The organism is Falsigemmobacter intermedius, assembly GCF_004054105.1.
In the GTDB taxonomy this organism is placed as follows: Bacteria; Pseudomonadota; Alphaproteobacteria; order Rhodobacterales; family Rhodobacteraceae; genus Wagnerdoeblera; species Wagnerdoeblera intermedia.
Genome location: NZ_SBLC01000035.1, coordinates 1 through 24344, shown reverse-complemented (window position 1 = coordinate 24344; position 24344 = coordinate 1). Strand labels below are relative to the sequence as shown.

The following is a 24344-nucleotide window of genomic DNA, read 5'->3' as shown; positions in this document are numbered from 1 at the left end:
CACCCTGTGCAAGAGCCGGCAGAAATGGACCGCCGCAACGGCGTGAGAGATACAGTTGCTAAACCGTCATTTGCCTTGATATTAATCAAAGCTGACACAAAATAAATACAACCTATTGGCGTAAGAGCACACCCTGTGCCGCATCCCGGACAGACCAGCGCTGCAGGCCGGTCACGATGGTCCCGGCCATATTGGCGCGCCACTTCGGATCATTCAGTCGTTGCAGATCACCCGCCGAGGAGAGATAGCCCAGCTCAATCAGAACCGAGGGGATATCGGGGGCCTTCAGAACCGAAAAGGCGGCGGAACGGCGGGGGATACGGTGCAGGGCAATCCCCGCTTCGGACATGGCCTGCACCAGATCTTCTGACAACGCGGCCGCCCGTGGCGCGGTCTCAACCCTTGCCATATCCATCAGAATTCCGGCAATCAGGTCATCCTGACCGGTCAGGTCCACCCCCGACATCAGGGCATCACGGTCATGCCGCTCAGCCAGGGCAGCCGAAGCCGCATCCGAGGCCTCAGCGGCCATGGTGTAGATCGTGGCTCCCCTGGCGACCCCTTCGGTGACCGCATCCGCGTGAAGGGAAATGAAGACATCCGCCCCCGCGCCATGAGCAAGCGCGATGCGGGTCTCCAGAGGCACAAAGACATCGCGTTCGCGGGTCAGTCGCACGTCTGAGAAGCCATTGCGCAGCAGAGCTTCTTTCAACTCCCGCGCAAAAATCAGCATCAGCCCCGCTTCGGTCTGCCCGCCGTATTCCGCCCCCGGATCGAGACCGCCATGGCCCGGGTCCAGCATGATGACCAGGGGGCCGCTGCCGCGGGGCGCGCGCGGTTTTGCCAGATCCGCCGCCACCGGAAGCGCCCATCCCGGCGGATCACGTCGTGCCGCCTCAAGCCGGAAAGAGGCTTCATCCGCCTCCGCCAGTTCCAGACGCAGCAGCGCCCGGGTGCCATCCCCCTGCCCGGTTTTCAGCTCGGCAAGCCGCGCCAGGCGCGGACGGTCAAGCGCCAGCACCAGCCGCGACCAGCCGTCGGCCACGGCCCCCCCGCGCAGAGAGCCGAAGCCCGTCACCCCCGGCCCCTGCAGGAGTTTCACAAAATCGAGCGCGCGAAAGTCCACCTCGCGAAAATCGGCAACCAGTCGCGGCGGGTCCGCAAGATAGCGGATCCGCCATGGCACGGGCTGCGACAGCGAAAGGTTCAGATAAGCCACCCCCTCATCGACATGCAGCGAACTGCCCCGCGCATCCGCCCGCGCCAGCCCGGAAAAATGACCCTGCGCTGCAGCGATTTCGCCGGTCAGCCCGCAAAGCCCCAATGAAAGGCAAAGCGCCTTCAGCCATCCGCGCATGGAACTCCCCTCAGTTATCGAGATTGCGCACCTGGCCTGCCAGCCGGGTGAGATCGGCATCCTCAATCCCCAGCTCTGCCAGTTTCGTGCTGGTGGCATAGAGATAATCACGGTTCGGCCCCCGCCCGCCGACGGCACGGGCGATGATGGCCGCCTGTTCGTCAAAGCTCAGCTCGCCGGTATATTGCACGTGGCTGCGGTCCATCACATAGGCCAGTGCCGTGATGCGGGTGCCCGGCGCGTCACGCAGCTCCAGATCAAGCCAGGTCTCGAGATAGGCCGAGGAGACCAGCTCACGCTCGCGCAGCATTGCAAGGGTCTCCGCCTCACTGCCTGGTGCGGCCCTCAGGGCCACGCCGTCACAAAAGCGTCCCTCTGCCCGGTCCATGGCCAGCACAAGGCCCGGATGCTCCACCGTGCCGCGGTGATGGATCGACCACATGCAGAAACTGCGGCTCCATCCGTCGGCCCGGGCAAGACGCATCTCTGCCACCGGAAAATCCGGCTGCCAGATCAGCGAGCCATAGCCAAAAACCCAGAGCGGCTGCGGATATGGCGCATCAGTGAAATCAGGAAGAACTAGCTCTGTGTGCATAGGCCATGTATTGAGCAGCAAATCAGAAAAGGAAAGAGCTCTGATGCGGGCACTGATCGTGGTGATTGTGGTGGCCTTTGCGGCCTGGTCCGGCTGGTGGTTCGTGGCGTCCAAAGCCGGACGCACGGGGGCCGGGGCGACGTTTGAGGCCCTTCAGGCCCAGGGCTGGACAGCGCGCCATAAGGGCATCGCGGTTCAGGGCTTTCCCAATCGGGTCGATCTGACGATCACCGAGCCTGAGATCGTGCCGCCGATGTCGGCCTGGGGCTGGAAGGCGCCCTTCGTGCAGCTTTTTGCACTGAGCTATAAGCCCTGGCACATCATTGCCGCTTTCCCGACACTGCAGAGCCTGCAGACCCCGCTGGGTGAGGCGCAGCTTCAGGCCGGCAGAATTCAGGCAAGCCTGGTGGTCACGCCCGACAGCAGCCTTGCGCTCTCGCGGGCGCAGATTGCGGGCGAAGCGCTTTCGCTTGAGGGCGCGGGCACCTGGCTGGTCGATGCGCTCGCCGCAGCGGTGCATCAGAATGCGGCTGAACTGAACGCCTATGATCTGGGCCTGACCCTGACCGGCATCACCCCCGACCCGGCCGTGACCTCGGTCATGCCTCAGGGGCTTTTGCCGGAAAAGCTGCCGGTTCTGCATCTTGATGCGCTTGCAGGCTTTACCGCCCCCCTCGATCGTCATGCGGCTGATACGCGGCCTGAGCTGACCCATCTGACCCTGCGCGAGCTGCGCAGCGAATGGGGGCCCGTGAAGCTGCATCTGAGCGGCCGCCTGGTGCCGGACGCGGATGGCTTTGCCGAAGGCAGCCTGCAGCTGCGCCTTGAAGGGGCAGCCACGCTGATTGAGATCCTCGGCGCCTCGGGTGCAATTGCACAGAAGGATATGCGCAACCTCAGCTTCGCCGTGAAAGCGATGTCGGGGGGCAATGACTTCGTCACCCTGCCCCTGAACTTCGCACGAGGTCGTATGACGCTTGCTCTCTTCCCCTTAGGCCCCGCCCCGCGCCTGCGTTACTGAGGGCGCCTGCTCAGGCGCAGCACGATCCCCTCACGCGCTCGCACCGTCAGAAAGGCCACCGGCTGCGGCACGGGGCCGGCGGGGCTGAAATGCCAGTCCGCCAGAAGGACCGCCAGAAGGATCACTCCTTCAGCCATGGCAAAGCCCGCGCCGGTGCAGACCCTTGGGCCTGAGGAGAACGGCAGATAGCCTTCGCGGGCGCAGGCGCGGGTCTCAGGGCGCTGCCAGCGGTCAGGGTCAAAGCGGTCCGGCTCGCTCCAGATCCGCTCATGGCGCTGCAGATGCCAGGGGGACAGCACCACCTGCGCACCGGGCGTCACGGCGCGGTCGCGGAAGGTCTCGGCCCGGCGGGTCTCGCGCACCATCATCGGCACGGGCGGATAGAGCCGCAGGGTTTCGCGGAACACATCGCGGATCAGCGGCAGCTTTGACAGCGCCGCGAAGGACGGATCGCGCACAAAGGCCCGCGCCTCCGCAAGGCACCGCTCCTGCACCTCCGGATGGCTTGCCAGAAGCCAGAGGGCCCAGGAAAGCACCGAGGCGGAGGTCTCATGGCCTGCGAGGAAGAAGATCGCCACCTGATCGGTCATCTCAGCCGCGTCGAAGGTCTCGCCCGTCAAAGGATCCGCTGTCGTCATGATCTTGGTGGCCAGATCATCCGGTGCGGTCCCGGCAACGATCTGCGCCGCCCGCGCCTCTGTCAGCTTTGTGATCAGGCTGCGGATCTCGCGCGCGCGGGCCCGGGCGCTGCGGCGATGGAAGCGCGGAAACCAGGCGGGCAGCGGCAGAAATGCCGCAAGGTTCAGCAGCGGCTGATTGCGCTGATAGGCGCGGAACGCCTCAAAGACGCCCCGCGCCATGTCATGCTCAATCGGGATCGAAAAGAGCGTGCGGAAGATCACATCGGCGGCAGCGTGGCTGGCCTCTGCCTCAATCTCAACCTCCCCGGGGGCGAGGCGGGCACTGGCGGCGCGCGCCGCCTCCAGCATGGCGGGAAAGGTGTCGCGCAGCCGCCCACCCTCAAAGGCGGGATCAATAATGCGCCGCTGCCGCTTCCAGGTCTCGCCATTGGTCAGGAAAACCGACTTCCCCAGAAGCGGGCGCAGACCCTCGCCGATGCGGTCGGACTTGGGAAAATCATCGGGCCGCTCATTCAGCACGAGGCGCAGGAGTTTGGGGTCATTGCAAAGATAGCTGCGAAAAAACGGCGTGCGAAATTCGGCCATCCAGGCCCGGTAGAGCTTTGCGGGCTGCGCCGAAAGGATGTCCTGACGGAACAGCCGCAGATAGCGCCAGAGCGAGACCTTCTCCGGCCGTGAGGGGGGCTTCGGGGCCGGGATCACGGGGCTGTACTCTGATATTTCGAGGCGGCACGGGTGATCCGCCCGGCCGAGGGTCTGCGCCCCCCCAACCTGTCGCGGAGCGTCATAGGCCCGGCGGTGATGCGAAAGAAATCATAGGCATCAGACCTTTGCGGCAGTCTGTCGAAGGCGCAGAGATATTGGAAATGCAGGCGGAAGAACCGCCCCCTCAGGCTGCGGCGTTTGGCCGGGCTCAGCGTCTGCGTAAAGGCGGCGGAAAGGACCAGCGGCCAGCGCTGATCGGGGGGGGCCACGCCACTGACCGCCACCGGATCACAAAGCGCAAAGGTGCAGCCGTCGGAAGGGGCGGTGACATCAATCCAGGCGATCTGATCCTGGGCCGAGAGGCGCCTCAGATCGCGGCGCAGTTCAGTGGCATCGGTCAGAAAAGAGACCATCGGCACCGCCTGCCCCAGAGAAAGAAACGACAGTTCCGCCCGCCTTTCCGGCAGGCCCTCAGCCAGCAGTCGCGACAGGGCTGAGACGCCGAGGTGAACCCCTGAGGAATGCCCGATCACCAGGACCTCATCCACGTCAGCCGCTGTCAGTGCGGCGCGGATCTTCGCAGAAAATTCGTCGATCCGGGCAGAAAGATCCGCCGGATAGGCCCCGCGCAGCCGCGCGACATAGGCGAAATCATGCATCAGATAATGCGCGAAAATGCGGCGATCGAGGCGCTGGCAGAGATGCAGAATACCCCAGACCACAAGTAGTCCCGGCCCCGCCGCCAGCCAGACCGGCAGCCATCCGGCAGCAAGACGAAAGGTCAGCCACCCGGCCACCAGCGCGGTGAACAGCTGCGCCAGCAGCACCGCCACGGGGTAAAAACTTGCAATCATCGGCCCCTTGCGCAGCCCGACCAGCGGCCAGAGCGCCCCGGAGCCGATATAGACCCGCGCCGTGCGAAGAAGCTGCAGATAGCTCGCCCCGATCCCCTCGGGCATCGCGCGGCGCACAAGGTCGTGCCAGGGCAGAACTTCATAGCGTGCGCTGACCGCGACGCCTTCCATCTTCGATGCAATTTCAAAGGCATTGCGCCCGCCCCCCGGGGCAGGCAGCAGGGTCAGTTCGTAGCCGGAAAGCCGGGCCTGCTCAGCCCCTTCGCGGCGGTAAAGCTCGCGGTAGCGGCGCGGGGGAAAGGGATCGAAGCCGGGAATATAGAAGACCAGCCGCCTGCGGACCTCTGTCATCGCCATGCCGCCCCCTCCCTCCCGGATCACCTGCGTTAAAGCAGATCAGCCCAGAGTGGCGAGAATTGGGAAGGTTTCAAGCAGCCAGAAGGCAAGCGCTGCAAATTGACCGGTCAGCATCATCAGACCAACGGTCCACAAAAGCAGCCCCGAGACGCGCTCAATCCGGTCAAGATGGCGGCGCAGGAAGCCCATACCCCCCTTCAGAGCGGGGAAAAACGCGGCGACCAGAAGAAAGGGGATACCAAGGCCCACGGCATAGCCCGCCAGCAGCAGAAGCCCGCGATGAATATCGGCCTGGGTCGCCGCCATCGACAGGATCGCCCCGAGGATCGGCCCGAGGCAGGGCGTCCAGCCAAAGGCAAAAGCCAGCCCCAGAACATAGGCGCCAAAGGCCGAGCCCCCCTGATCCCCCGCTTCAAGACGCGCTTCGCGGTCCATGAAACCGATGCGGAAAATGCCAAGGAAATGCAGGCCGAAAATCATGATCACCGCACCTGCGATGGTCACAAACCAGTCCTGATACTGCAAAAGTGCCCGCCCGATGGCAGAGGCCGCAAGTCCGAGGATCAGAAAAACGGTTGAGAGGCCAAGAACAAAGAAGAAGGCCGCCAGCAGGACCGGCCCGCGTTTGGCGGCACTGCCCTCCATATCGCGCAGCGAGACGCCGCTCATATAGGCCAGATAGGGGGGAACAATCGGCAAAACACAGGGACTGAGGAAGGACAGGAAGCCTGCAAAGCCCGCAATCATCAGGGCGGGCAGCAGCCCCGCATCCAAAACGTCAATTCCCAGCATCTTCGCCTCCAGCCCTGGTCATCGCGGGCATAACCCAAACCTCAGGCGGGGTCACGCCGGGCCGGGTCACTTTGCCGATATCGGCATAAGTTTCCCGGCCCGTGCGGTTACTCAAAGATCAGACAGCCCACCAGCCCTTGCGGCGACCCGGAGCTGCGGGCTCGGCCGCCGGAGCGGGTGCTGCAGCCGGTGCCGGTGCGGCCGCAGGTGCCGGTGCCGGAGCGGCTGCCGGTGCGACGGGGGCAACCGGTGCCTCTGCAGCAGCAGGTGCCTCAGCCTCTGCGGCAGCGGTTTTGGCTTTCGAAGTGCTGCGGGTGGCCTTCGGCTTGGCAGGCGCCTTTTCAGCCTTCGGCCTGGCGGCAGCGCGCTTCGGCTTGGCCGGAGCTTCTGCTTCTGCGGCCGGGGCCTCTGCCTCAGCGGTTTCCGCCTTCGCTTTGGTGGTGCGGCTGCGCTTCGGCTTGGCCGGAGCCTCCTCAGCAGCAACCTCTGCGGCGGCCGGAGCGGCTTCTGCAGCCGCCTTGCGGGACCGGCTGGCGCGCTTCGGCTTTGCCGGAGCCTCCTCCGCCGGGGCGTCTTCCGCCGGAGCAGCTACCACTTCCGCAGCAACCGGCTCTGCGACAGGCGCAGGCTCGCTCACGACCGGTGCGGCCGCTGCCGGCACGTCGACGGCTTCTGCAGCGACAGCGACCTCAGCCTCGTCCTCATCGGAACCGGCGTCATCACCTTCGTCCTGCTCGTCACCGGTCTCGGTGCCATTGCCCTCTGCAGCGCCGTCTTTGCCACCGCGACGACGACGACGACGACGGCGCTTCTTCTTGCCGTTGCCATCACCGGCTGCTACATCCGCAGCCGCCTCTGCCGGAACATCAGCGGTCTCTGTCGCCTCAGCACCCTCAGCCTCTGCCACGACGTCGTCTTCGACGATCACATCGTCTTCAACAACCGGCTCTTCCTCGAGATCGGGCATGACACCCGCAGCCAGCGACACCACCGGCGAAGCAGCGGCCACCACGCGGGTCGCGGTCTTGAACTTCTCGATCACATAATCCGGGCTGACGAGGGCGGGATCCGCCTCCATCCGCACGGCCATGCCGTAGCGCGACTCGATCTGTGCGATATGCTCGCGCTTGTGGTTAAAGAGGTAGTTGATGACCGCGATCGGCGCTTTCAGCAGCACTTCGCGCGAGCGGCGGCGGGTGCCCTCTTCTTCCAGCGCGCGCAGGATCGCCAGAGCCTGGTTGTCATCCGAGCGGATCAGACCGGTGCCGTGGCAATGTGCACAGGGCTGCGTGGTCGATTCCAGCATGCCCGGGCGCAGACGCTGACGCGACATCTCCATCAGACCGAAGCCCGAGATGCGGCCGACCTGGATGCGGGCGCGATCGGTTTTCAGCTTGTCTTTCAGACGCTTCTCGACGGCCGCGTTGTTCTTACGCTCTTCCATGTCGATGAAGTCGATGACGATCAGACCGGCCAGGTCGCGCAGACGCAGCTGGCGGGCGATCTCATCCGCGGCTTCGAGGTTGGTCTTGACGGCCGTATCCTCGATCGAGCCCTCTTTGGTCGCACGACCCGAGTTCACATCGATGGCCACCAGCGCCTCGGTGATGCCGATGACGATGTAGCCACCGGACTTCAGCTGCACGACCGGGTTGAACATGCCGGCGAGATAGCTTTCGACCTGGAAGCGCGCAAAGAGCGGCTGTGCGTCGACATAGGGTTTCACAACACCGGCCTGGGTCGGCATGATCATCCGCATGAAGTCTTTTGCGGCGCGGTAGCCTTCGGCCCCTTCCACCAGAACTTCGTCGATTTCACGGGTGTAGAGGTCGCGGATGGTGCGTTTGATCAGATCGCCTTCTTCATAAATCGGCGCCGGAGCGTTCGATTTGAAGGTCAGCTCACGGATCTGCTCCCACAGACGGCAGAGATATTCGTAATCGCGGCGGATCTCCTGCTTGGTGCGCTTGGCACCCGCGGTGCGGATGATCAGACCTGCGCCTTCCGGCACTTCAATCTCGGCTGCGATCTCTTTGAGTTTCTTACGATCCGGCGCATTGGTGATCTTGCGCGAGATGCCGCCGCCACGGGCGGTGTTGGGCATCAGAACACAGTAGCGGCCTGCCAGCGACAGATAGGTGGTCAGGGCCGCGCCCTTGTTGCCACGCTCTTCTTTCACGACCTGGACCAGCATGATCTGCCGGACCTTGATCACTTCCTGGATCTTATATTTCTTCGGGCGCGCACGGCGCGGCTCGGGGATTTCTTCGGCGAGATCTTCTTCGCCGACGGATTCGATTTCGTCATCGAAATCGCCCGGATGGTCGAGCGCAGCATCCTCGTGGCTGTGATCGGCCTCAGCGACGGGCTGAGCAGGGGCGAAATCGGCAACCAGGGCCTCTGCCCCGGTTTCTTCGCCGAGATCCACCACATCCATGCCCGCAACTTCGGTCGACGTGACGGCATCGCCGCGGCTGGCCTCTGCCTGCGCGGGGCGCGAGCGGTGGCGCGAGCGGTGACGCTGGCGGCCGCCGTTGCCATTACCGTTGCCGTTTTCTTCTTCGGCTTCAGCGCGTTGCATCGCGCGCTCTTCTTCGATCAGCGCTTTGCGATCGGCCTGCGGGATCTGGTAATAATCCGGGTGGATTTCCGCAAAAGCCAGGAAGCCGTGACGGTTGCCACCGTAATCGACGAAAGCCGCCTGAAGCGAGGGCTCCACGCGGGTGACTTTCGCCAGATAGATGTTCCCGGCCAGCTGGCGCTTGTTTACGGTTTCAAAGTCAAATTCTTCGACCTTGTTCCCATCCACCACCACAACCCGGGTTTCTTCCGGGTGGGTGGCGTCGATCAGCATTTTTTTTGCCATTCTGTTCCATTGCCGCCCCCGCGCGGCCACAATCTGACAGGCGTAGGCCTGCATCCGATCGGGTCTGCATCAGGGGATCTGTAAGGGCGATATCCCGTCCCATGCGCGCGGGCGTGGCGGCTCCCGGCCGCCCCGTCATCCTCTGCGCCTGGTCAACAAGGATCATCGCGTTTCTTTCGCTTGCGCCCCGCACCAAAGCGCCGGGCAGTCAGTTATTCACACCTGCAGGGGCAGGCAGCTTGCGGCCTTGCGGCCATTCCGGCTGCACCAGAGGCAGAGGAACGGTCTTTTTCGTTCCTGCAGCGGCGCAGAGAATTTTCGGGCGGAAGACACTATCCGCGTAGCCGAAAACTAGCGGCAAAGCCCTGCCGAATACAATGACTTATTTTAGGGTAAAATATTTAACGATCTGTCGCGGCAGTCAGGCGATCATGCGCTGTCGCGCCGTCGGACTGCCGGATGAGCTCAGCCGGAGGGGCTTTCCCCTCCGGTCTGTGCGTTTTGTGGCGGTCTCAGACGTAATCCTGACGCTGAAGGCCATATTTGGCCATTTTTTCATTCAGCGTCCGGCGCGGCAGCGAGAGTTCTTCCATCACCGCCACGATCGAGCCTTTGTGACGGCGCATGGTGTTGTCGATCAGCATCCGCTCAAAGGCATCGACATATTCTTTCAGAGGCTTGCCTTCCGTGGTCATCGCCAGATCAGAGGCTTCATTATCCGCCATCAGCAGCGACGCGATCGAGCCCGAGCCGCGACGGTTCTGAAGCACCGCGCGCTCAACGATGTTCACAAGCTGACGCACGTTGCCCGGCCAGGGGGCCTGCAGAAGCTGAGCGGCCTCCTGGGCGGTCAGTTGCGGGGCATCGCAGCCATATTCATCGGCGAACTGATCTGCCAGCCGGGTGAACATGGTCAGGATGTCTTCGCCGCGCGTGCGGAGCGGCGGCAGGGTGATCTTCATCGCGCCAAGGCGGTAGTAAAGATCGGGCCGCAGCAGATCTTCCAGCGTTTTATCCGGCGCATGTTCATTGCAGATCGCAATGATGCGCGTCTCAGGCGGGGTGCCCTGCTCATTGATGAAGGTCAAAAGCCGCGCCTGAAGGGCGTTTGGCAGCGCCTCAATATCTTCCAGGCAGAGCGTGCCGCCGCGCGCCTCTTCGACGAGCGGCAGGGCCGCGCCTTCCGCCACCGGGCCGAAGAGTTTTTCCGACAGCGACTGCTCAGAATAAGCCGCGCAGGAGATGGTGACGAATTTGCGGCTCGCGCGCGGGCCGACCGCATGCATGGCATGGGCAACCAGGGTTTTACCGGTGCCGGTTTCCCCGTCGATCAGCACATGGCTGTCAGCCTGTCCGAGATCGAGAATATCCTCGCGCAGACGCTCCATCGCCGGGCTGGTGCCGATCAGCTTTTTCATCAGCGTTGAGCCGTCGGACAGCTCTTTACGCAAAGCCCGGTTGTCCAGCGTCAGACGGCGCTGGTTGGTGGCCTTTTTCGCCAGTTCCGTCATGCGGTCCGGGTTGAAGGGCTTTTCCAGAAAATCGAAGGCGCCGATCCGCATGGCTTCCACCGCCATCGGCACATCGCCGTGGCCGGTGATCATGATGACGGGAAGCCCCGAATCCATGCCCATCAGCTTTTTCAGCAGCGTCATCCCGTCGATACCGGGCATCTTAATGTCCGAGATCACCACGCCGGGGAAATCCGAGCCGATCGCTTTCAGCGCTTCTTCGCCCGAGGCGAAGGTCTCCGTGTCAAAGCCCGACAGCGCCAGCCACTGGCTGATCGACTGCCGCATATCGGCTTCGTCATCGACGATCGCAACTTTCATCGCGCGTGCCATTCATCCTCACTCAGCTGCCTGTGCAGTTTTATCGATGAGCGGCAGCTGCAGATCAAAGATCGCGCCGCCCTGCTCTCCGTTCCGGGCGGTCAGGCGTCCCCCCAGATCGGCGACGATTCCCGAAGAAATCGCCAGTCCAAGTCCAACCCCTTCACCGGGCTTTTTTGTGGTCCAGAAGGGTTCAAAAAGATTATCGAGATCCGAGATCCCGGGGCCATTGTCCGAGACCACCAGCCGCGCCGTATCCCCTGTCGTCACGATCAGATCGATCTGCGGCAGGGCCACATCACGGGTGGCGTCGAGCGCATTGCGCAGAAGGTTGATGATGACCTGCTCCAGCCGGATGCGGTCGGCCATGATCATCACCGGCTCTTTCGGAACCTGACGGTTGATCCGCACCCGTTTGGTTTTCAGCTGCGGCTCCATCATGGCCAGAGCTTCCGAGATGCAGGCTTTGAAATCCACCGGGGCAAAAGCCTCGCCCCCCTTGCGGGCATAGGATTTCAGCTGGCGGGTAATCGCGCCCATGCGGTCGATCAGATCGTCGATCCGCTGGAAAGAGGCCAGCGCCTCATCGCCCTTACGGCGCTGCAGCAACAGACGCGCCCCGGCCAGATAGGTCTTCATCGCGGCCAGGGGCTGGTTCAGTTCATGGCTGACCGCAGCCGACATTTCCCCCAGAACCGCAAGTTTTGAGGATTGTGCAAGGGTCTGCTCAGCCACGGCGAGGTTCTGTTGCATGCGCTCCCGCTCTGCAATTTCGCGGCGTAAACGCGCGGCCAGCCGCCGCAGTTCCTCACTCTCACGCTGAAAGACCCGGCTCTGGCTTCGGGCCTGGCGCGACAGCCAGTAAAATCCGCCCGCCAGCAGCAGCGCAAAGCCCATGATTTCCAGCGCAAGGAAAGTGTTCACCTTCTCGCGCACCGTGTCGTAGCGCGAGAACATCACCATCTGCCAGCCGCGAAACGGCACCCGCGCCTCGACCTGCATCACCGCCTCACCGCTGAGCCAGACATCGGCCGGGTTCTGCGTCCAGTCTGCCGTCATCTGGAAGGCACGCTGCAGAGCGGTTGGCGCATCGCGCACCCGCAGAGCCTCAGGCAGCGCCAACCCGCGCCAGCGCGGCTCTGTGGCAAGAACCACGGTGCCGTCACTGTCCATCACCGCGACCGCATCCGCCCAGCCCGACCAGGCCCGCTCATATTTTGCGAGATCGACCTCGACAACGATGACGCCGCGCGAGAACCCCTCAGAAAACGCTGAGCGCGAGAAGCTGAAACCATAGCCCCCTTCATCGCGCGGCCAGGAGGTGAAGATCGTCTCCCGCCCGGCAGCGGCTTCCTGAAAATAGGGCTTTTCGCTGTGGGTGGTGCCCAGCCGCTTGCGGTCGGAAGAGGCGACGACGCGGCCCTCTTCGTCCAGAAGCATCAGAGCTGCCGTGCCCAGCTCACTTTGCAGATCAATCAGCCGCTGCGAGGTCACCGAGTAATCGGCCTTATCCAGGGCCCCGGTCAGCGCCGGGTCCCGTGACAGCAGGATCGGCACGACCGAGCTGCGCTGCAGCTCCGACATCAGGTTGCCGGTATAAAGCGCGAGCCGCAGTTCAGAGCGCGAGCGCGTCGTCTGCGAATAGCGGTCTGTGAGGAACTGATGCGTAAACCAGACCACCGCAATGGCCAGCGCCACAACACCCAGGGCCAGGCAACGCAAAATCAGCGTGCGACGTTTTCCGTCGCGCGCTGCGTGATCATCGGTGTCGTCAAGCTCTGCCCCGGTCATGCGGGCATCTTATGGCGGGGCGACCCCCGCCACAAGCGGCAGGCCTTATGCCAGCGCCATCGCCCCGGCCAGTGCGCGGAACATCGCCTGACCGTCGGTATTGCCGACCATCGGATCAGCGGCACGCTCAGGGTGCGGCATCATACCGAGGACGCGGCGGTTTTCCGACAGAATGCCCGCGATATCCGCCGCGGCCCCGTTGGGGTTATCGGTATAGGTAAAGGCCACACGACCGTCGCCTTTCAGACGCGCGATCGTCTCAGCATCGGCCTGGAAGTTGCCATCGTGGTGCGCGATCGGCAGCGCGATCTGCTCACCGACTTTATAGCCTGCGGTGAAGGCGCTCTCGGCCGTCACGGTCAGGCCGATGGTGCGGCAGATGTATTTCAGACCCGTGTTGCGCATCAGCGCGCCCGGCAGCAGGCCGCTTTCGGTCAGGATCTGGAAGCCGTTGCAGATGCCCAGAACATAGCCGCCGCGGGCCGCATGGGCACGAACGGCATCCATCACCGGAGCGCGGGCCGCAATCGCGCCGCAGCGCAGGTAATCGCCATGGCTGAAACCGCCCGGCACGCCCACGACATCGACGCCCTGGGGCAGCTCGCTGTCTTTGTGCCAGATGCGGGCGACCTCATATCCGGCCTTCTCAAAGGCGGTGGCGAGATCACGGTCGCAGTTGGACCCCGGGAAGGTGATGACAGCGGCTTTCATGGCGGTCTCCGGTCGCATGGTGTGCTTGGCGCCTCCATATACCGGGAAAACGTCCGCCGCCAGCCCCGGACCGCCGAAAGGCGCCGCATGTGTGACAAAGCACCGGCCCGAGCCCTGCCCGCGCAGGCCCGCACCCCCTGCCGGACGGACAGGGCGGTTCTGCGACAATAGGCGGTCGAGCCGGGGATTTGCACAGAGGTGCCTTTCCGGTAAAGACAGGGCCAGCAAGGAGGCCTCATGGCTGATATTCTGTTCTGGGTGATCACCCTCGCCCTCGCTTTTGCCGTTATCGGACTGATGCTCGCCGCCGCGGCGCGCGGGCGGGACGGCGCAACTGCCGCTTCTGCCGATCTGAAAGTCTATAAAGACCAGCTGCGCGATGTCGCCCGCGATCTTGAACGCGGGCTGATCGCCGAAGAAGAGGCCGAAAGGCTGCGCACCGAGATCGGTCGCCGCATCCTGGCCGCCGATACCACGCAGCGCGCCGCCGCCGGTCAAAGCCGGCGCGGCCCCTCGCAACTGGTGACCCTGCTGAGCATTCTGCCGGTGATCCTGATTGCGGGTTATGGCGTCTATTATATGAAGGGCCATCCCGAGCTCGCCGACCAGCCGATGGCGCAGCGGCTGTCGGCTGCGGCGGAACTGCGCGCCGCCCGTCCGTCTCAGGCTGAGGCAGAAGCGATCGCCGCTGCCGCCCGCGGCCCCCTGCCCGAGCCTGCTGATCCGCGCCATGCCGAACTGGTGGCGCAGCTGCGCAAGGCCGTAGAGGCTCGTCCCGATGACATCGACGGACAGCGGCTTCTGGCACGCAATGAGGCGCTTCTGGGCAATCTTGGGGCCGCCGCTGCCGCTCAGGGCCGCGTCAATGCCCTGATGGGCGAGCGGGTCAGCCTCAGCGATCTGGAGGCCCAGGCCGATATGATGATCATGGCCGCCGGCGGCCGTGTAACCCCTGAGGCGGAAGAGGTGCTGACCCGCATCCTTTCGCTGGATCGCAGCAATGGCCTTGCGCGTTATTACTCAGGTCTCTCACTGGCTGAGACCGGCCGCTATGACCTGGCCTTCCGCTTCTGGGCGCCGCTTTGGGTGGACAGCCGCGAGGGCGACCCCTGGGTTCCCTTCCTGCAAAGCCAGCTGCCGGATCTGGCCTGGGCGGCCGGTCAGCACCGCTATGAACTGCCGGCCCTGACCCCGGGCACCCGCGGCCCGGATGCGGCGGCCATTGAGGCGGCTGCGGACATGACCCCGGAAGCCCGGATGGAGATGGTGCGCTCAATGGTGGACGGTCTGATGACGCGTCTTGGCGCAGAGGGCGGAAGCTCCGAGGAATGGGCGCAGCTGATCCGCTCGCTGGGGATCCTGGGCGATGAGGCCCGGGGTCGTGCGATCCTCCTTGAAGCGCGCGAGCGTTTCGTGGCACGTCCCGATGATCTGGCGCGGATCAACGCGGCCGGAAAAGCGGCGGGATTTGAATGAGCGGCTACGACGACCTGAGCGAATTTGCAGCGGTGCTGCCCCGGTTCGGCGCGCTTGCCGGGCTTGATCTGGGCACCAAAACCATTGGTTTTGCCGTCTCCGACAGCTTCCGCTCGGTCGCCTCGCCGATCACCACGATCCGGCGCAGCAAGTTCACCGAAGACGTGGCGCAGCTGCTGAAGCTCTGCGTGGAACGCGAAATAGCGGGGCTGGTCATCGGCCTGCCCCGCAATATGGACGGCTCTGAAGGCCCGCGTGCGCAGTCGACGCGGGCCTTCGTGCGCAATCTGGCGAAACTTTCGCCGCTGCCGGTCGCCTATTGGGATGAGCGGCTGAGCACCGTGGCTGCGGAACGCGCTTTGCTTGAGGGCGATACCTCGCGCAAAAAGCGGGCTGAGGTGATCGACCAGGTCGCAGCGGGCTATATCCTGCAGGGTGCGCTGGACCGGCTGTCCCATCTGTCGCGCGACTGACAGGCGGAAGAAGCCGATGGACAGCCCCTGCATCAATATCTGCAGTTTACGCGGTGACGGCCTGTGTTCGGGCTGCTGGCGCAGCCTTGATGAGATCGCGGGCTGGACGCAGATGACGGAGCGGGAGCGCAGGCGGATCATGGCCGAACTGCCGGGCCGGGCGGCCGCTGATGATAAAGCTGTGATTTCATATTCCACGGCGGAAGGCTAACTTCTCCAGCGGCGGGCCGCGCCTTTTGCGCGGGCCCCCAGTGATGGAGGCTCTCCCTTGTATCTCCGGCTCCGGCAACTCCGGTATGTGCTGCTGGCGGTGGCACTCAGCGCGTGCACCACCAGCGTCTCCTATGACCCCTACCCCGTACACAGTCATTGCCACCCGGGCGACCGGCGCTGCCATAAGCTACGCCCCATGCCCTACCCCGGGCATCCCGCGCGGCCACCCGCCCATGTGCAGGTCTGGCACCAGCCCGGCCCGGCCGCACGGCCCCTCGTCGTGCAGCGGCAGGACAGACAGGCCCCCCCGCCCTTTGCGCAGCGGCAGGAGCGACCCGGGCCGGGACCCGGGGCAGAACGACGGCTCCGGCGCGACCCGCCGCAGAGGCCCGCCGAAATGCGTGAACGGCGTGACCGGCGCGACGACAGATCTGCCCCGCAGGCGCGCAGAGAGCGGGAGCACGCCCGTCCACAGCCGCCCCACGAGCGTCCGGAGACGGGCGAGCAGCGCCCCGATCGCCGCGAGTCTGGTGCAGGCGGGGGCCGTCCCCCGCGTGTGGGGTTCTGACCCCTCCGCCGCCGCGCGATCCCCGAAGCAATAAAAAGCCGCCGCAGATATCTGCGGCGGCTTTCGGTCTTTCTCCGGTGCTCAGACGAGCGGCTGTGCGCGCTCGACCAGGCGGGCGAAGAAACTCGCGCCGATCGGAGCGGCTTCGTCGTTGAAATCATAGGCCGGGTGATGAAGCCCCGGGCCTTCACCCGTTCCCATGAAGAGATAGGCCCCGGGGCGGGCTTCGAGCATATAGCTGAAATCCTCGGCACCCATTTCGCGGGTCACGCGGGCGTCGACCAGATCTGCGCCCGAAATTTCGCGCGCGACTTCGGCGGCGAAATCCGCTTTGGCGGCATCATTGATGGTGGGCGGATAGCCACGCTCATAATTGACGTCGATGCTGACGCCGTAAGCTGCCGCATGACCTTCGAGGATCGCGCGGATCCGGGCCTCTGCCATATCGCGGATTTCAGGGTTAAAGCTGCGGATGGTTGCCGTCATCATCGCGGTTTCCGGGATGATATTGGTGGCCGTTCCGCCGTGGATCTGTGTGACCGAGATCACCAGGCTGTCGTTGGGATCCGTGTTGCGCGCCACGATGGTCTGCAGCGCCATGGCCATGCCGGTGACTGCAATCAGCGGATCCACCAGTTCATGCGGGTTGGCGGCATGGCCGCCCTTGCCGGTGACGGTCAGCCAGAGCGTATCAACGGCGGCCATCAGCGGACCCGGCGTGGTGACGAACTGCCCGAGGGGGCGGTTCGGCGCGTTATGGATGCCGTAGACCTGAGAGATGTTGAAGCGGTCCATGACCCCTTCTTTCACCATGACCTCACCGCCGCCGCCTTCTTCTTCGGCGGGCTGGAACATGAGGACGACTTTGCCGGCGAAGCGGCGGGTCTCGGTGAGATATTTTGCCGCACCAAGAAGCATGGTCACATGGCCGTCATGACCGCAGGAATGCGCCCGGCCTTCGATCTTTGATGCATGTTCGGCGCCGCTGGTCTCAATGATCGGCAGCGCATCCATATCGGCGCGCAGCCCGATCACCGGACCCGGGGCCGCGCCGTTGATCACCGCGACGATGCCGGTTTTTGCGATGCCGGTGTGGATCTCATCGACCCCGATTTCACGCAGGCGTGCTTCAATAAAAGCAGCGGTTTCGAAGCAGTCGAACTCCAGCTCAGGATGAGCGTGAAGGTGGCGGCGCCAGCCTTTCATCTCGTCAGCAAAGGCGGCAATCCGGTTCAAGACGGGCATCTGATAGACTCCTGGGGCCGTTCAGCGATATTCGGCACTGACCGTATTAGCTGAGGGCCGTTCCATGCAAAACCCCGCACAGGCAGATCTCATCCATGACCGCAGCGCCGGGGTGGCGCGGCTGCTGGCCATTATGGAGGCCCTGCGCCACCCGGTTCATGGCTGTCCCTGGGATGTGAAACAGACCTTCACCTCGATCACGCCCTATACCATCGAGGAGGCCTATGAGGTGGTGGATGCCATCACCCGCGAGGCCTGGGATGAGCTGCCGGGGGAGCTGGGGGATCTGCTTTTGCAGGTGGTCTTTTACGCCCGGATGGCCGAAGAAGCCGGCCGGTTTGATTTTGACACCGTGGTGCAGTCGGTCTGCGATAAGATGGTGTCGCGCCATCCGCATGTCTTTGGCGATCAGTCGAATGACAAATCCCCCGAGCAGCAGAAAGCGGACTGGGAGACCCTGAAGGCGGCAGAGCGCGGTGAGGCCCGGGTTCTCGACGGCGTGGCCCAGGGGCTTCCGGCGCTGACGCGGGCGGTGAAGCTGCAAAACCGCGCGGCGCGGGTGGGCTTTGACTGGCCGGAGACGGTTCAGGTTCTGGATAAACTCCTGGAAGAGAGCCGCGAACTGGTAGAGGCGAAAGACAGCCTTGGCCCTCAGGAGATGGCAGAGGAATTCGGTGATCTGATGTTTGTCATGGCCAATCTGGCGCGGCATCTGAAGATCGACCCTGAGGCAGCACTTCGCGCGGCCAATGCGAAATTCACGCGCCGCTTCAATCACATCGAAGATGTTCTGAAAGCAGATGGCCGCAGCCCGGCTGAGAGCACTCTGGCGGAGATGGACCGGATCTGGGACGCGGCAAAGGCTTTGGATAAGGCCGGGAAGCTGTGAGTGCAGATCCGCGCCGGGGTCCTCAGGCGGGAGGCCTGTTAAAAGAATGAGTATTTAAGAAAAGCCAAAGCGGGGAGGCCGCACTTTTGGGGCGAGCGGCGGTTTTTTGCTTGCGGGACGCAGAGAACAAAGGCAGACCATAGCCATGAGCAAGTCATCTCCCACCTTCTCCTGCGCCTCCTGCGGCGCGGTTTATCGCAAATGGGCCGGGCGCTGCGACAGCTGCGGCGAATGGAACACCATCTCGGAGCAGGCGCCTTTGTCGAAAGGGCCGGGCTCGAAGACTTTGTCGCAGCGCGGCAAGACCATTCCTCTGACCGATCTGGCGCATGAAGAGGCGCCGCCGCCGCGGATTGCAAGCGGGATGGAGGAATTTGACCGCGTGCTGGGCGGCGGGTTGGTTCCGGCCTCGGCCATTCTGGTGGGCGGCGATCCCGGGATCGGGAAATCGACGCTGCTGTTGCAAGCGGCGGCGAGCTTTGCGCAGAATGGCGCGAAGGTGCTTTATATCTCGGGCGAGGAGGCTTCGGCGCAGGTGCGGCTCAGGGCGCAGCGGCTGGGGCTTGGAGAGGCGCCGGTGAAGCTGGGCACGGAGACGGCTCTGCGCGATATTCTGACCACGCTGGATGAAGAGGCGCCGGATCTGGCGATCATCGATTCCATTCAGACCATGTGGCTCGATACCGTGGAAGCGGCGCCCGGTTCCGTCAGCCAGGTGCGGGCGGCGGCCCATGAGCTGGTGACCTTTGCCAAGCGCAAAGCGGTTTCTGTGATTATTGTGGGCCATGTCACCAAAGAGGGCCAGATCGCGGGCCCGCGCGTGGTGGAGCATATGGTCGATACGGTGATTTATTTTGAGGGGGAGCGCGGGCATCAGTTCCGCATTCTGCGCTCGGTGAAAAACCGCTTCGGGCCTGCCGCAGAGATCGGCGTTTTTGAGATGACCGGTCAGGGGCTGGCGGAAGTGTCGAACCCTTCGGCGCTGTTTTTATCCTCGCGCGATGCCCCGGCCCCGGGGTCGGTGGTTTTTGCCGGGATTGAGGGCACGCGGCCGGTTCTGACCGAGATTCAGGCCCTGGTCTCGCCGGCGCCGCCCGGCTCGCCGCGCCGGACTGTGGTGGGGCTTGATTCTGGGCGTCTTTCGACCATTCTGGCGGTCCTGGAGGCGCGCTGCGGCATCCCGTTTACCGGGCTGGATGTCTATCTGAACGTGGCCGGTGGCATGCGCATCGCGGAGCCTGCGGCGGATCTGGCCGTGGCGGCAGCCCTGCTCTCGGCCCGCGAGGATGTGTCCATTCCGCCGGATATGGTGTTTTTTGGCGAGATTTCCCTGTCCGGCGCGCTGCGTCCGGTGTCACAGACGGAAAATCGGTTGAAAGAAGCGCAGAAACTTGGTTTTTCACAGGCTGTCGTGCCGTCCCGTTCCCGGCTCGGGGATGCGGAGGGGATGCAGATTAAAACGATGACCGATCTGATTTCGGTTGTCGGGGACATGTTCGGCGCGGGATAAACCCGGCCGGGGGCGCGAAAAGCGCCTGCAGGAGATGAATGATGGATGGTTTCACCCTGATTGACGCGATCGTGGCTGCGGTCATCGTCCTGTCGGCGATCCTGGCCTATTCGCGCGGTCTGGTGCGCGAGGCTCTGGCCATTGCGGGCTGGGTCGTGGCGGCGATCCTTGCCTTTATGTTCGCCCGCCAGGCCGAACCGCTGATCCGTGAGATTCCCATGGTGGGGGATTTCCTGCGTGACAGCTGCGAATTGTCGACCATCGGCGGATTTGCCGCAGTCTTTGCGGTCGGGCTGATTATCATGGCGCTTTTCACGCCGCTGTTCTCCTCGATCGTGCAGCGCTCGGTTCTGGGCGGGATCGACCAGGGGCTGGGCTTCCTGTTCGGTGTGCTGCGCGGCGTGCTGCTGATTGCGGTGGCTTTCATCGTCTATGACCGGGCGGCCGGCGGCGAAGCCATTGCCATGGTCGATCAGTCGCGTTCGGCACAGGTCTTTGCGAGCCTCAAATCCTCGCTCGAAAGCAACATTCCGGCGGATGCCCCCGGCTGGGTCGTCAGCCGCTATGAATCGCTGGTCGGCCATTGCAGCGCCCCGGCGACCGGCACCCCGGCTGCGCAACCGGCGGGCAACTGAGACAATCTTCCCTTCGTGACGTGACACCGCCTGAACAAGGCGTTAAGGAGGCTCCGAACCGAGACCGGATTCGGAGCCTTCCTATGAATATCCTCCCAGGAACCCCCTTCGACTGCGCCGTGGACGGCGATAAGCTGAAGGAAGAATGCGGTATCTTCGGCGTGACAGGCGTCCATGACGCTTCGAACTTTGTCGCGCTCGGCCTGCATGCGCTGCAGCATCGCGGTCAGGAAGCCGGTGGCATCGTCTGCCATGACCCGATCCAAGGCTTCAACTCGGCCCGCCGCTTTGGCTATGTCCGCGATAACTTCACCCGCGCCGATGTGATGAAGGGTCTGCCCGGCCCGATCGCCATCGGCCATGTGCGCTATTCGACCGCAGGCTCCAAGGGCGCGACCGCGATCCGCGATGTTCAACCCTTCTTCGGCGAGTTTTCCATGGGCGGTTGTGCGGTTGCCCATAACGGCAATCTGACCAATGCCGCCGCGCTGCGCCGCGAGCTGATTGAGCGCGGCTCAATCTTCCAGTCGTCCTCGGATTCGGAATGCATCATTCACCTGATGGCCCGCTCGATCCAGACGACTCTGGCGGAGCGTCTGAAAGACGCGCTGCGCCGCGTTGAGGGGGCGTTCTCGGTCATCGCCATGACGCGCACCAAGCTGATCGGTGTGCGCGATCCGATGGGCGTTCGTCCGCTGGTTCTGGGCCGTATCGGCGAAGGCTGGGCACTCTCGTCAGAGACCTGCGGTCTGGACATCATCGGCGCTGAATTTGTGCGCGAAATCGAGCCGGGCGAGATGGTCATCATTGAGAACGGCCATCTCAAGTCGCATCGTCCTTTCGCCCCGGCCCCTTCGCGCTTCTGCATCTTTGAGCATGTGTATTTCTCGCGTCCCGACAGCAGCTACGGCGGCCGTTCGGTCTATGAGGTGCGTCGCAACATCGGGATTGAGCTGGCGAAAGAAGCCCCGGTTGAAGCCGACCTGGTCTGCCCGGTCCCCGACAGCGGCACCCCGGCGGCCATCGGTTTCTCGCAACAGTCGGGTATTCCCTTCGCGCTTGGCATCACCCGCAACCAATATGTGGGCCGGACCTTCATCGAGCCGACCGAGCAGATCCGCAACATGGGTGTGCGCCTGAAGCTCAACGTCAACCGCTCGCTCATCAAGGGCAAGCGCGTTGTGCTGGTTGACGACTCGGTGGTGCGCGGCACGACCTCGCGCAAGATCAAGGATATGATCCTTGATGCCGGCGCAGCAGAGGTTCACTTCCGCATTGCCTCACCTCCGACCGCCTGGCCCTGCTTCTACGGGGTGGATACACCTGAGCGCTCAAAACTTCTGGCAGCAACCATGTCAGAAGATGAGATGCGCGACTGGATCGGTGTGGACAGCCTGCGCTTCATCTCGCTCGACGGTCTCTACCGCGCTGCCGGTGAAGCCGATGGTCGCAACCCCGAGGCCCCGCGCTATTGCGATGCCTGCTTCTCGGGGGATTACCCCATTGCCCCGGCCGACAAGCTGAAAGAGGGCTTCGAGATGAAAGAGCCCGCAGAGTAAACTGCGGCTGGGTTGAAAGGCCGCCGCTGGCGGCCTTTTTTCTGTGCAACTCCACCCAGGGGCCCGAAGTGCCCCGAACTTGCCTTAAGACAGGATGCGCCGCTGATGACCTCCGCTTCTGCCAAAATCGCTCTCGTAACCGGTGCTTCGCGTGGCCTTGGGGCCGCTATGGCTGAGGGGCTTGCGGCCCGCGGCTGGCATGTGGTTGCCGTGGCCCGCACCGTTGGCGGCCTGGAAGAGGTCGATGACCGCCTGCGCGCTCTTGCCCTGCCCGGCGCCGGCGCGCTGACGCTTGCGCCGATGGATATCACCAATGATGATGCCATGCGCCACCTCTGCCGCTCGGTGCATGACCGCTGGGGCCGGCTGGATCTCTGGATCCACAGCGCCATCCACGCCGCCCCTTTGAGCCCGGCGGGGCATCTGGACCAGAAAGACTGGGACAAATCCGTTAATATCAACATCCGCGCCACCGGCATGCTGATCCCCATGGTCGAGCCGCTGCTGCGCGCCTCAGCGGAGGGCACGGCGCTTTTCTTTGACGATCCCCGGGCCGGGTCGAAGTTCTTCTCCGCCTATGGCGCTTCCAAAGCCGCACAGATCGCCCTCGCGCGATCGTGGCAGGCAGAGACCGCGACCACTGCCCCGCGTGTGCTGATCGAGACGCCCCGCCCCCTCGCCACCGCGACTCGCGCCCGATTTTTCCCCGGCGAAGACCGCGCGCCTCTGGCGCAGCCGCGTGATGAGGCCGAACGCCTTATCTCTTTGATCTGAAAGTGCGGATTTCCTGTGATTGCCCCTTGCAAGGGGCAATCACAAGGCGCTAAAATCCCTCTGCGCGGGTATGATGTAATGGTAGCCTGTCAGCTTCCCAAGCTGAACGCGCGGGTTCGATTCCCGCTACCCGCTCCAGATGATCCAATTGAGCTCCATATTTTTCAATAACTTCCGTGACATAGTTGTCGTTCCGGTGCACATTTAGGCACACATGGGGCACACATGGGTCTTATCTTGAAGTACGTTGAGAGAACCAAAGCGGGCAGTTGGCAATATCCCCGCCGCGTTCCGAAAGATGTCAGCCCTCTGATTTCTAAGCGAGAGTTCAAGCGCAAACTGGGCGATTCTGAGCGTGAGGCGCTGAAGGCATGGCCCGCGTTCCATGCGCAGGTAGAACGCGAGATTGAGAACGCCTGCAAAGGCTTAGTCCGTGCAACCGTTGATTCCTCCACTGCTCTGGAGGCCTATCAGCTTGCCCGGCAGCACGTGAAAAATCTTGAGGCTTCGGGCTTTATCAGCGTGACAAATGGTCTGCTGCCGAGGAAATTATCCAGCGCTATCCGGTGGACTCTGAGACTGACACGCCCATCGGTGCGAGCGAGGTCGACACCAACACGATCAACATGCTGCGCGGTGGCAGGGCTACGCCTAAAGCTCCGGAGCCCACCCTGAATGATGCGAGAAACCTCTACCTGAAAGAGCACCTGCGGCCGGATCAGCCAGAGACCGACAGCCGCGTGATCGGTTTCGCCAACCGGGTTATTGGTGTGCCCCCACTGAGTGGTCCGGTTCTATTGTTAGTGCATTGTCGGTCTCCGGTCTATTTGGACGTAGGTCGCCGGAGCTGGTGGTCGGTAGCGCACCGCGCTGTGCGGCCTGGCGTTGTTTCAGTGCCTGCGCCACCTTTCGATCAGGATCTGTGCCTCGCTCAAGGTGTGGAAGACTTCGCCGTTGAGCAGCTCGTCCCGGAAACGGGCGTTGAAACTCTCGCAGTAAACGTTCTCCCACGGTGAGATCCTGGCGCAATTAAAGCCGTCTTGGCACCCACCACGGTGATCCACGCCTGCACTTTTTTGGCAACAGATTCGGCGCCATTGTCTGACCGTATGAACTCAGGCGGGCCACGCAGGATGAACAGATCGGTCAAAGCATCGACGACGTCTGTCGAGTTGAGCCTGCGTTTGACGCGGATCACCAGCGCCTCCCTCGTGAACTCGTCGATGATATTGAGCGTTCGGAAAATCCGCCCATCCAGCGTTCGGTCCTGGATAAAATCATAGGACCAGACGTCGTTGGGGCGCTCTGGTCTCAGTCGAACGCAGGACCCATCGTTCAGCCAGAGCCGCCCCTTCTTGGTCTGCTTTTGCGGAACTTTCAGCCCCTCCCGCCGCCAGATCCGTTCAACCCGTTTATGGTGTGATTTTCCGCGCAGAACTGACCCGGGATTTCCATCGAGAAGTGACCCACCTTTGATTAT

Annotated in this window: 19 protein-coding genes, 1 tRNA gene and 1 pseudogene; 10 read left to right on the top strand and 11 right to left on the bottom strand. The window is 63.5% G+C overall.

The features are described from left to right. Positions 1–112 precede the first annotated feature (112 nt). Both EP867_RS16140 and EP867_RS16135 read right to left on the bottom strand, forming a co-directional pair. Positions 113–1357 carry an N-acetylmuramoyl-L-alanine amidase gene (locus EP867_RS16140; protein WP_128490504.1) on the bottom strand — a complete coding sequence of 415 codons (1245 nt, stop codon included), beginning with the start codon at positions 1355–1357 and terminating at the stop codon, positions 113–115. 10 nt (positions 1358–1367) lie between these two features. Next, entirely contained in the window at positions 1368–1952 is a 585-nt protein-coding gene (locus EP867_RS16135; RefSeq protein ID WP_128490503.1) for a gamma-glutamylcyclotransferase, read from the bottom strand. Between the two features lie 43 nt (positions 1953–1995). Between EP867_RS16135 and EP867_RS16130 the strand changes: the two genes are divergently transcribed. Continuing rightward, positions 1996–2973, top strand: a complete 978-nt coding sequence (locus tag EP867_RS16130; RefSeq protein WP_128490502.1) for a DUF2125 domain-containing protein — start codon at positions 1996–1998, stop codon at positions 2971–2973. Here the strand turns inward: EP867_RS16130 and EP867_RS16125 are convergent. The 7 genes from EP867_RS16125 to purQ all read right to left on the bottom strand — a co-directional run bounded on the left by EP867_RS16125 (position 2967) and on the right by purQ (position 13522). Then, positions 2967–4316, bottom strand: coding sequence for a cytochrome P450 (locus tag EP867_RS16125; RefSeq protein WP_128490501.1), 1350 nt, complete (start codon positions 4314–4316; stop codon positions 2967–2969). The genes EP867_RS16130 and EP867_RS16125 overlap by 7 nt on opposite strands. After that, positions 4313–5530, bottom strand: a complete 1218-nt coding sequence (locus EP867_RS16120) for a hypothetical protein (RefSeq protein WP_128490500.1) — start codon at positions 5528–5530, stop codon at positions 4313–4315. Before EP867_RS16120 ends, EP867_RS16125 begins: the two co-directional genes overlap by 4 nt. Positions 5531–5569: 39 nt before the next feature. Then, positions 5570–6322 (bottom strand): cytochrome c biogenesis protein CcdA, encoded by a 753-nt coding sequence (locus EP867_RS16115; protein WP_128490499.1) that lies wholly within the window; start codon positions 6320–6322, stop codon positions 5570–5572. A gap of 118 nt (positions 6323–6440) precedes the next feature. Beyond that, a complete protein-coding gene (locus tag EP867_RS16110; protein WP_128490498.1) occupies positions 6441–9188 on the bottom strand; it encodes an Rne/Rng family ribonuclease in 2748 nt (915 codons plus the stop codon). 512 nt (positions 9189–9700) lie between these two features. Then, on the bottom strand, positions 9701–11032 hold the full coding sequence (locus EP867_RS16105; RefSeq protein ID WP_128490497.1) for a sigma-54-dependent transcriptional regulator: 1332 nt from the start codon (positions 11030–11032) through the stop codon (positions 9701–9703). 6 nt (positions 11033–11038) lie between these two features. Continuing rightward, the gene (locus EP867_RS16100; RefSeq protein WP_128490496.1) at positions 11039–12811 is read right to left on the bottom strand and encodes a sensor histidine kinase; all 1773 of its coding nucleotides are present in this window, start codon (positions 12809–12811) and stop codon (positions 11039–11041) included. 45 nt (positions 12812–12856) lie between these two features. Next, complete coding sequence (purQ, locus tag EP867_RS16095; protein ID WP_128490495.1) at positions 12857–13522, bottom strand: phosphoribosylformylglycinamidine synthase subunit PurQ; 666 nt, start codon at positions 13520–13522, stop codon at positions 12857–12859. Between the two features lie 237 nt (positions 13523–13759). Between purQ and ccmI the strand changes: the two genes are divergently transcribed. The 3 genes from ccmI to EP867_RS16080 are packed head-to-tail and all read left to right on the top strand — an operon-like array spanning position 13760 to position 15682. After that, positions 13760–14998: a c-type cytochrome biogenesis protein CcmI gene (ccmI, locus tag EP867_RS16090; protein WP_128490494.1), complete on the top strand. Its 1239-nt coding sequence runs from the start codon at positions 13760–13762 to the stop codon at positions 14996–14998. Then, positions 14995–15471, top strand: a complete 477-nt coding sequence (ruvX, locus tag EP867_RS16085; protein ID WP_128490493.1) for a Holliday junction resolvase RuvX — start codon at positions 14995–14997, stop codon at positions 15469–15471. Before ccmI ends, ruvX begins: the two co-directional genes overlap by 4 nt. Positions 15472–15487: 16 nt before the next feature. Continuing rightward, positions 15488–15682 (top strand): DUF1289 domain-containing protein, encoded by a 195-nt coding sequence (locus tag EP867_RS16080; RefSeq protein WP_128490492.1) that lies wholly within the window; start codon positions 15488–15490, stop codon positions 15680–15682. Between the two features lie 651 nt (positions 15683–16333). Here the strand turns inward: EP867_RS16080 and EP867_RS16075 are convergent. Continuing rightward, positions 16334–17497: a M20 aminoacylase family protein gene (locus EP867_RS16075; protein ID WP_128490491.1), complete on the bottom strand. Its 1164-nt coding sequence runs from the start codon at positions 17495–17497 to the stop codon at positions 16334–16336. A gap of 64 nt (positions 17498–17561) precedes the next feature. Between EP867_RS16075 and mazG the strand changes: the two genes are divergently transcribed. The 6 genes from mazG to EP867_RS16045 all read left to right on the top strand — a co-directional run bounded on the left by mazG (position 17562) and on the right by EP867_RS16045 (position 23002). Further along, complete coding sequence (gene mazG, locus EP867_RS16070) at positions 17562–18386, top strand: nucleoside triphosphate pyrophosphohydrolase (protein WP_128490490.1); 825 nt, start codon at positions 17562–17564, stop codon at positions 18384–18386. Positions 18387–18531: 145 nt separating this feature from the next. Next, positions 18532–19896, top strand: coding sequence for a DNA repair protein RadA (gene radA / locus EP867_RS16065; protein WP_128490489.1), 1365 nt, complete (start codon positions 18532–18534; stop codon positions 19894–19896). Between the two features lie 41 nt (positions 19897–19937). Next, the gene (locus EP867_RS16060; RefSeq protein ID WP_128490488.1) at positions 19938–20531 is read left to right on the top strand and encodes a CvpA family protein; all 594 of its coding nucleotides are present in this window, start codon (positions 19938–19940) and stop codon (positions 20529–20531) included. Positions 20532–20614: 83 nt separating this feature from the next. Next, positions 20615–22090 (top strand): amidophosphoribosyltransferase, encoded by a 1476-nt coding sequence (gene purF / locus EP867_RS16055; protein ID WP_128490487.1) that lies wholly within the window; start codon positions 20615–20617, stop codon positions 22088–22090. A 102-nt stretch (positions 22091–22192) separates the two neighbouring features. After that, the gene (locus EP867_RS16050) at positions 22193–22864 is read left to right on the top strand and encodes an SDR family NAD(P)-dependent oxidoreductase (protein WP_164888909.1); all 672 of its coding nucleotides are present in this window, start codon (positions 22193–22195) and stop codon (positions 22862–22864) included. Positions 22865–22928: 64 nt separating this feature from the next. After that, a tRNA-Gly gene (locus EP867_RS16045) sits at positions 22929–23002 on the top strand. Between the two features lie 755 nt (positions 23003–23757). Here EP867_RS16045 and EP867_RS16040 read toward each other — a convergent pair. Next, positions 23758–24344 (bottom strand): annotated as a pseudogene (locus EP867_RS16040) (DDE-type integrase/transposase/recombinase); the annotation flags it as partial.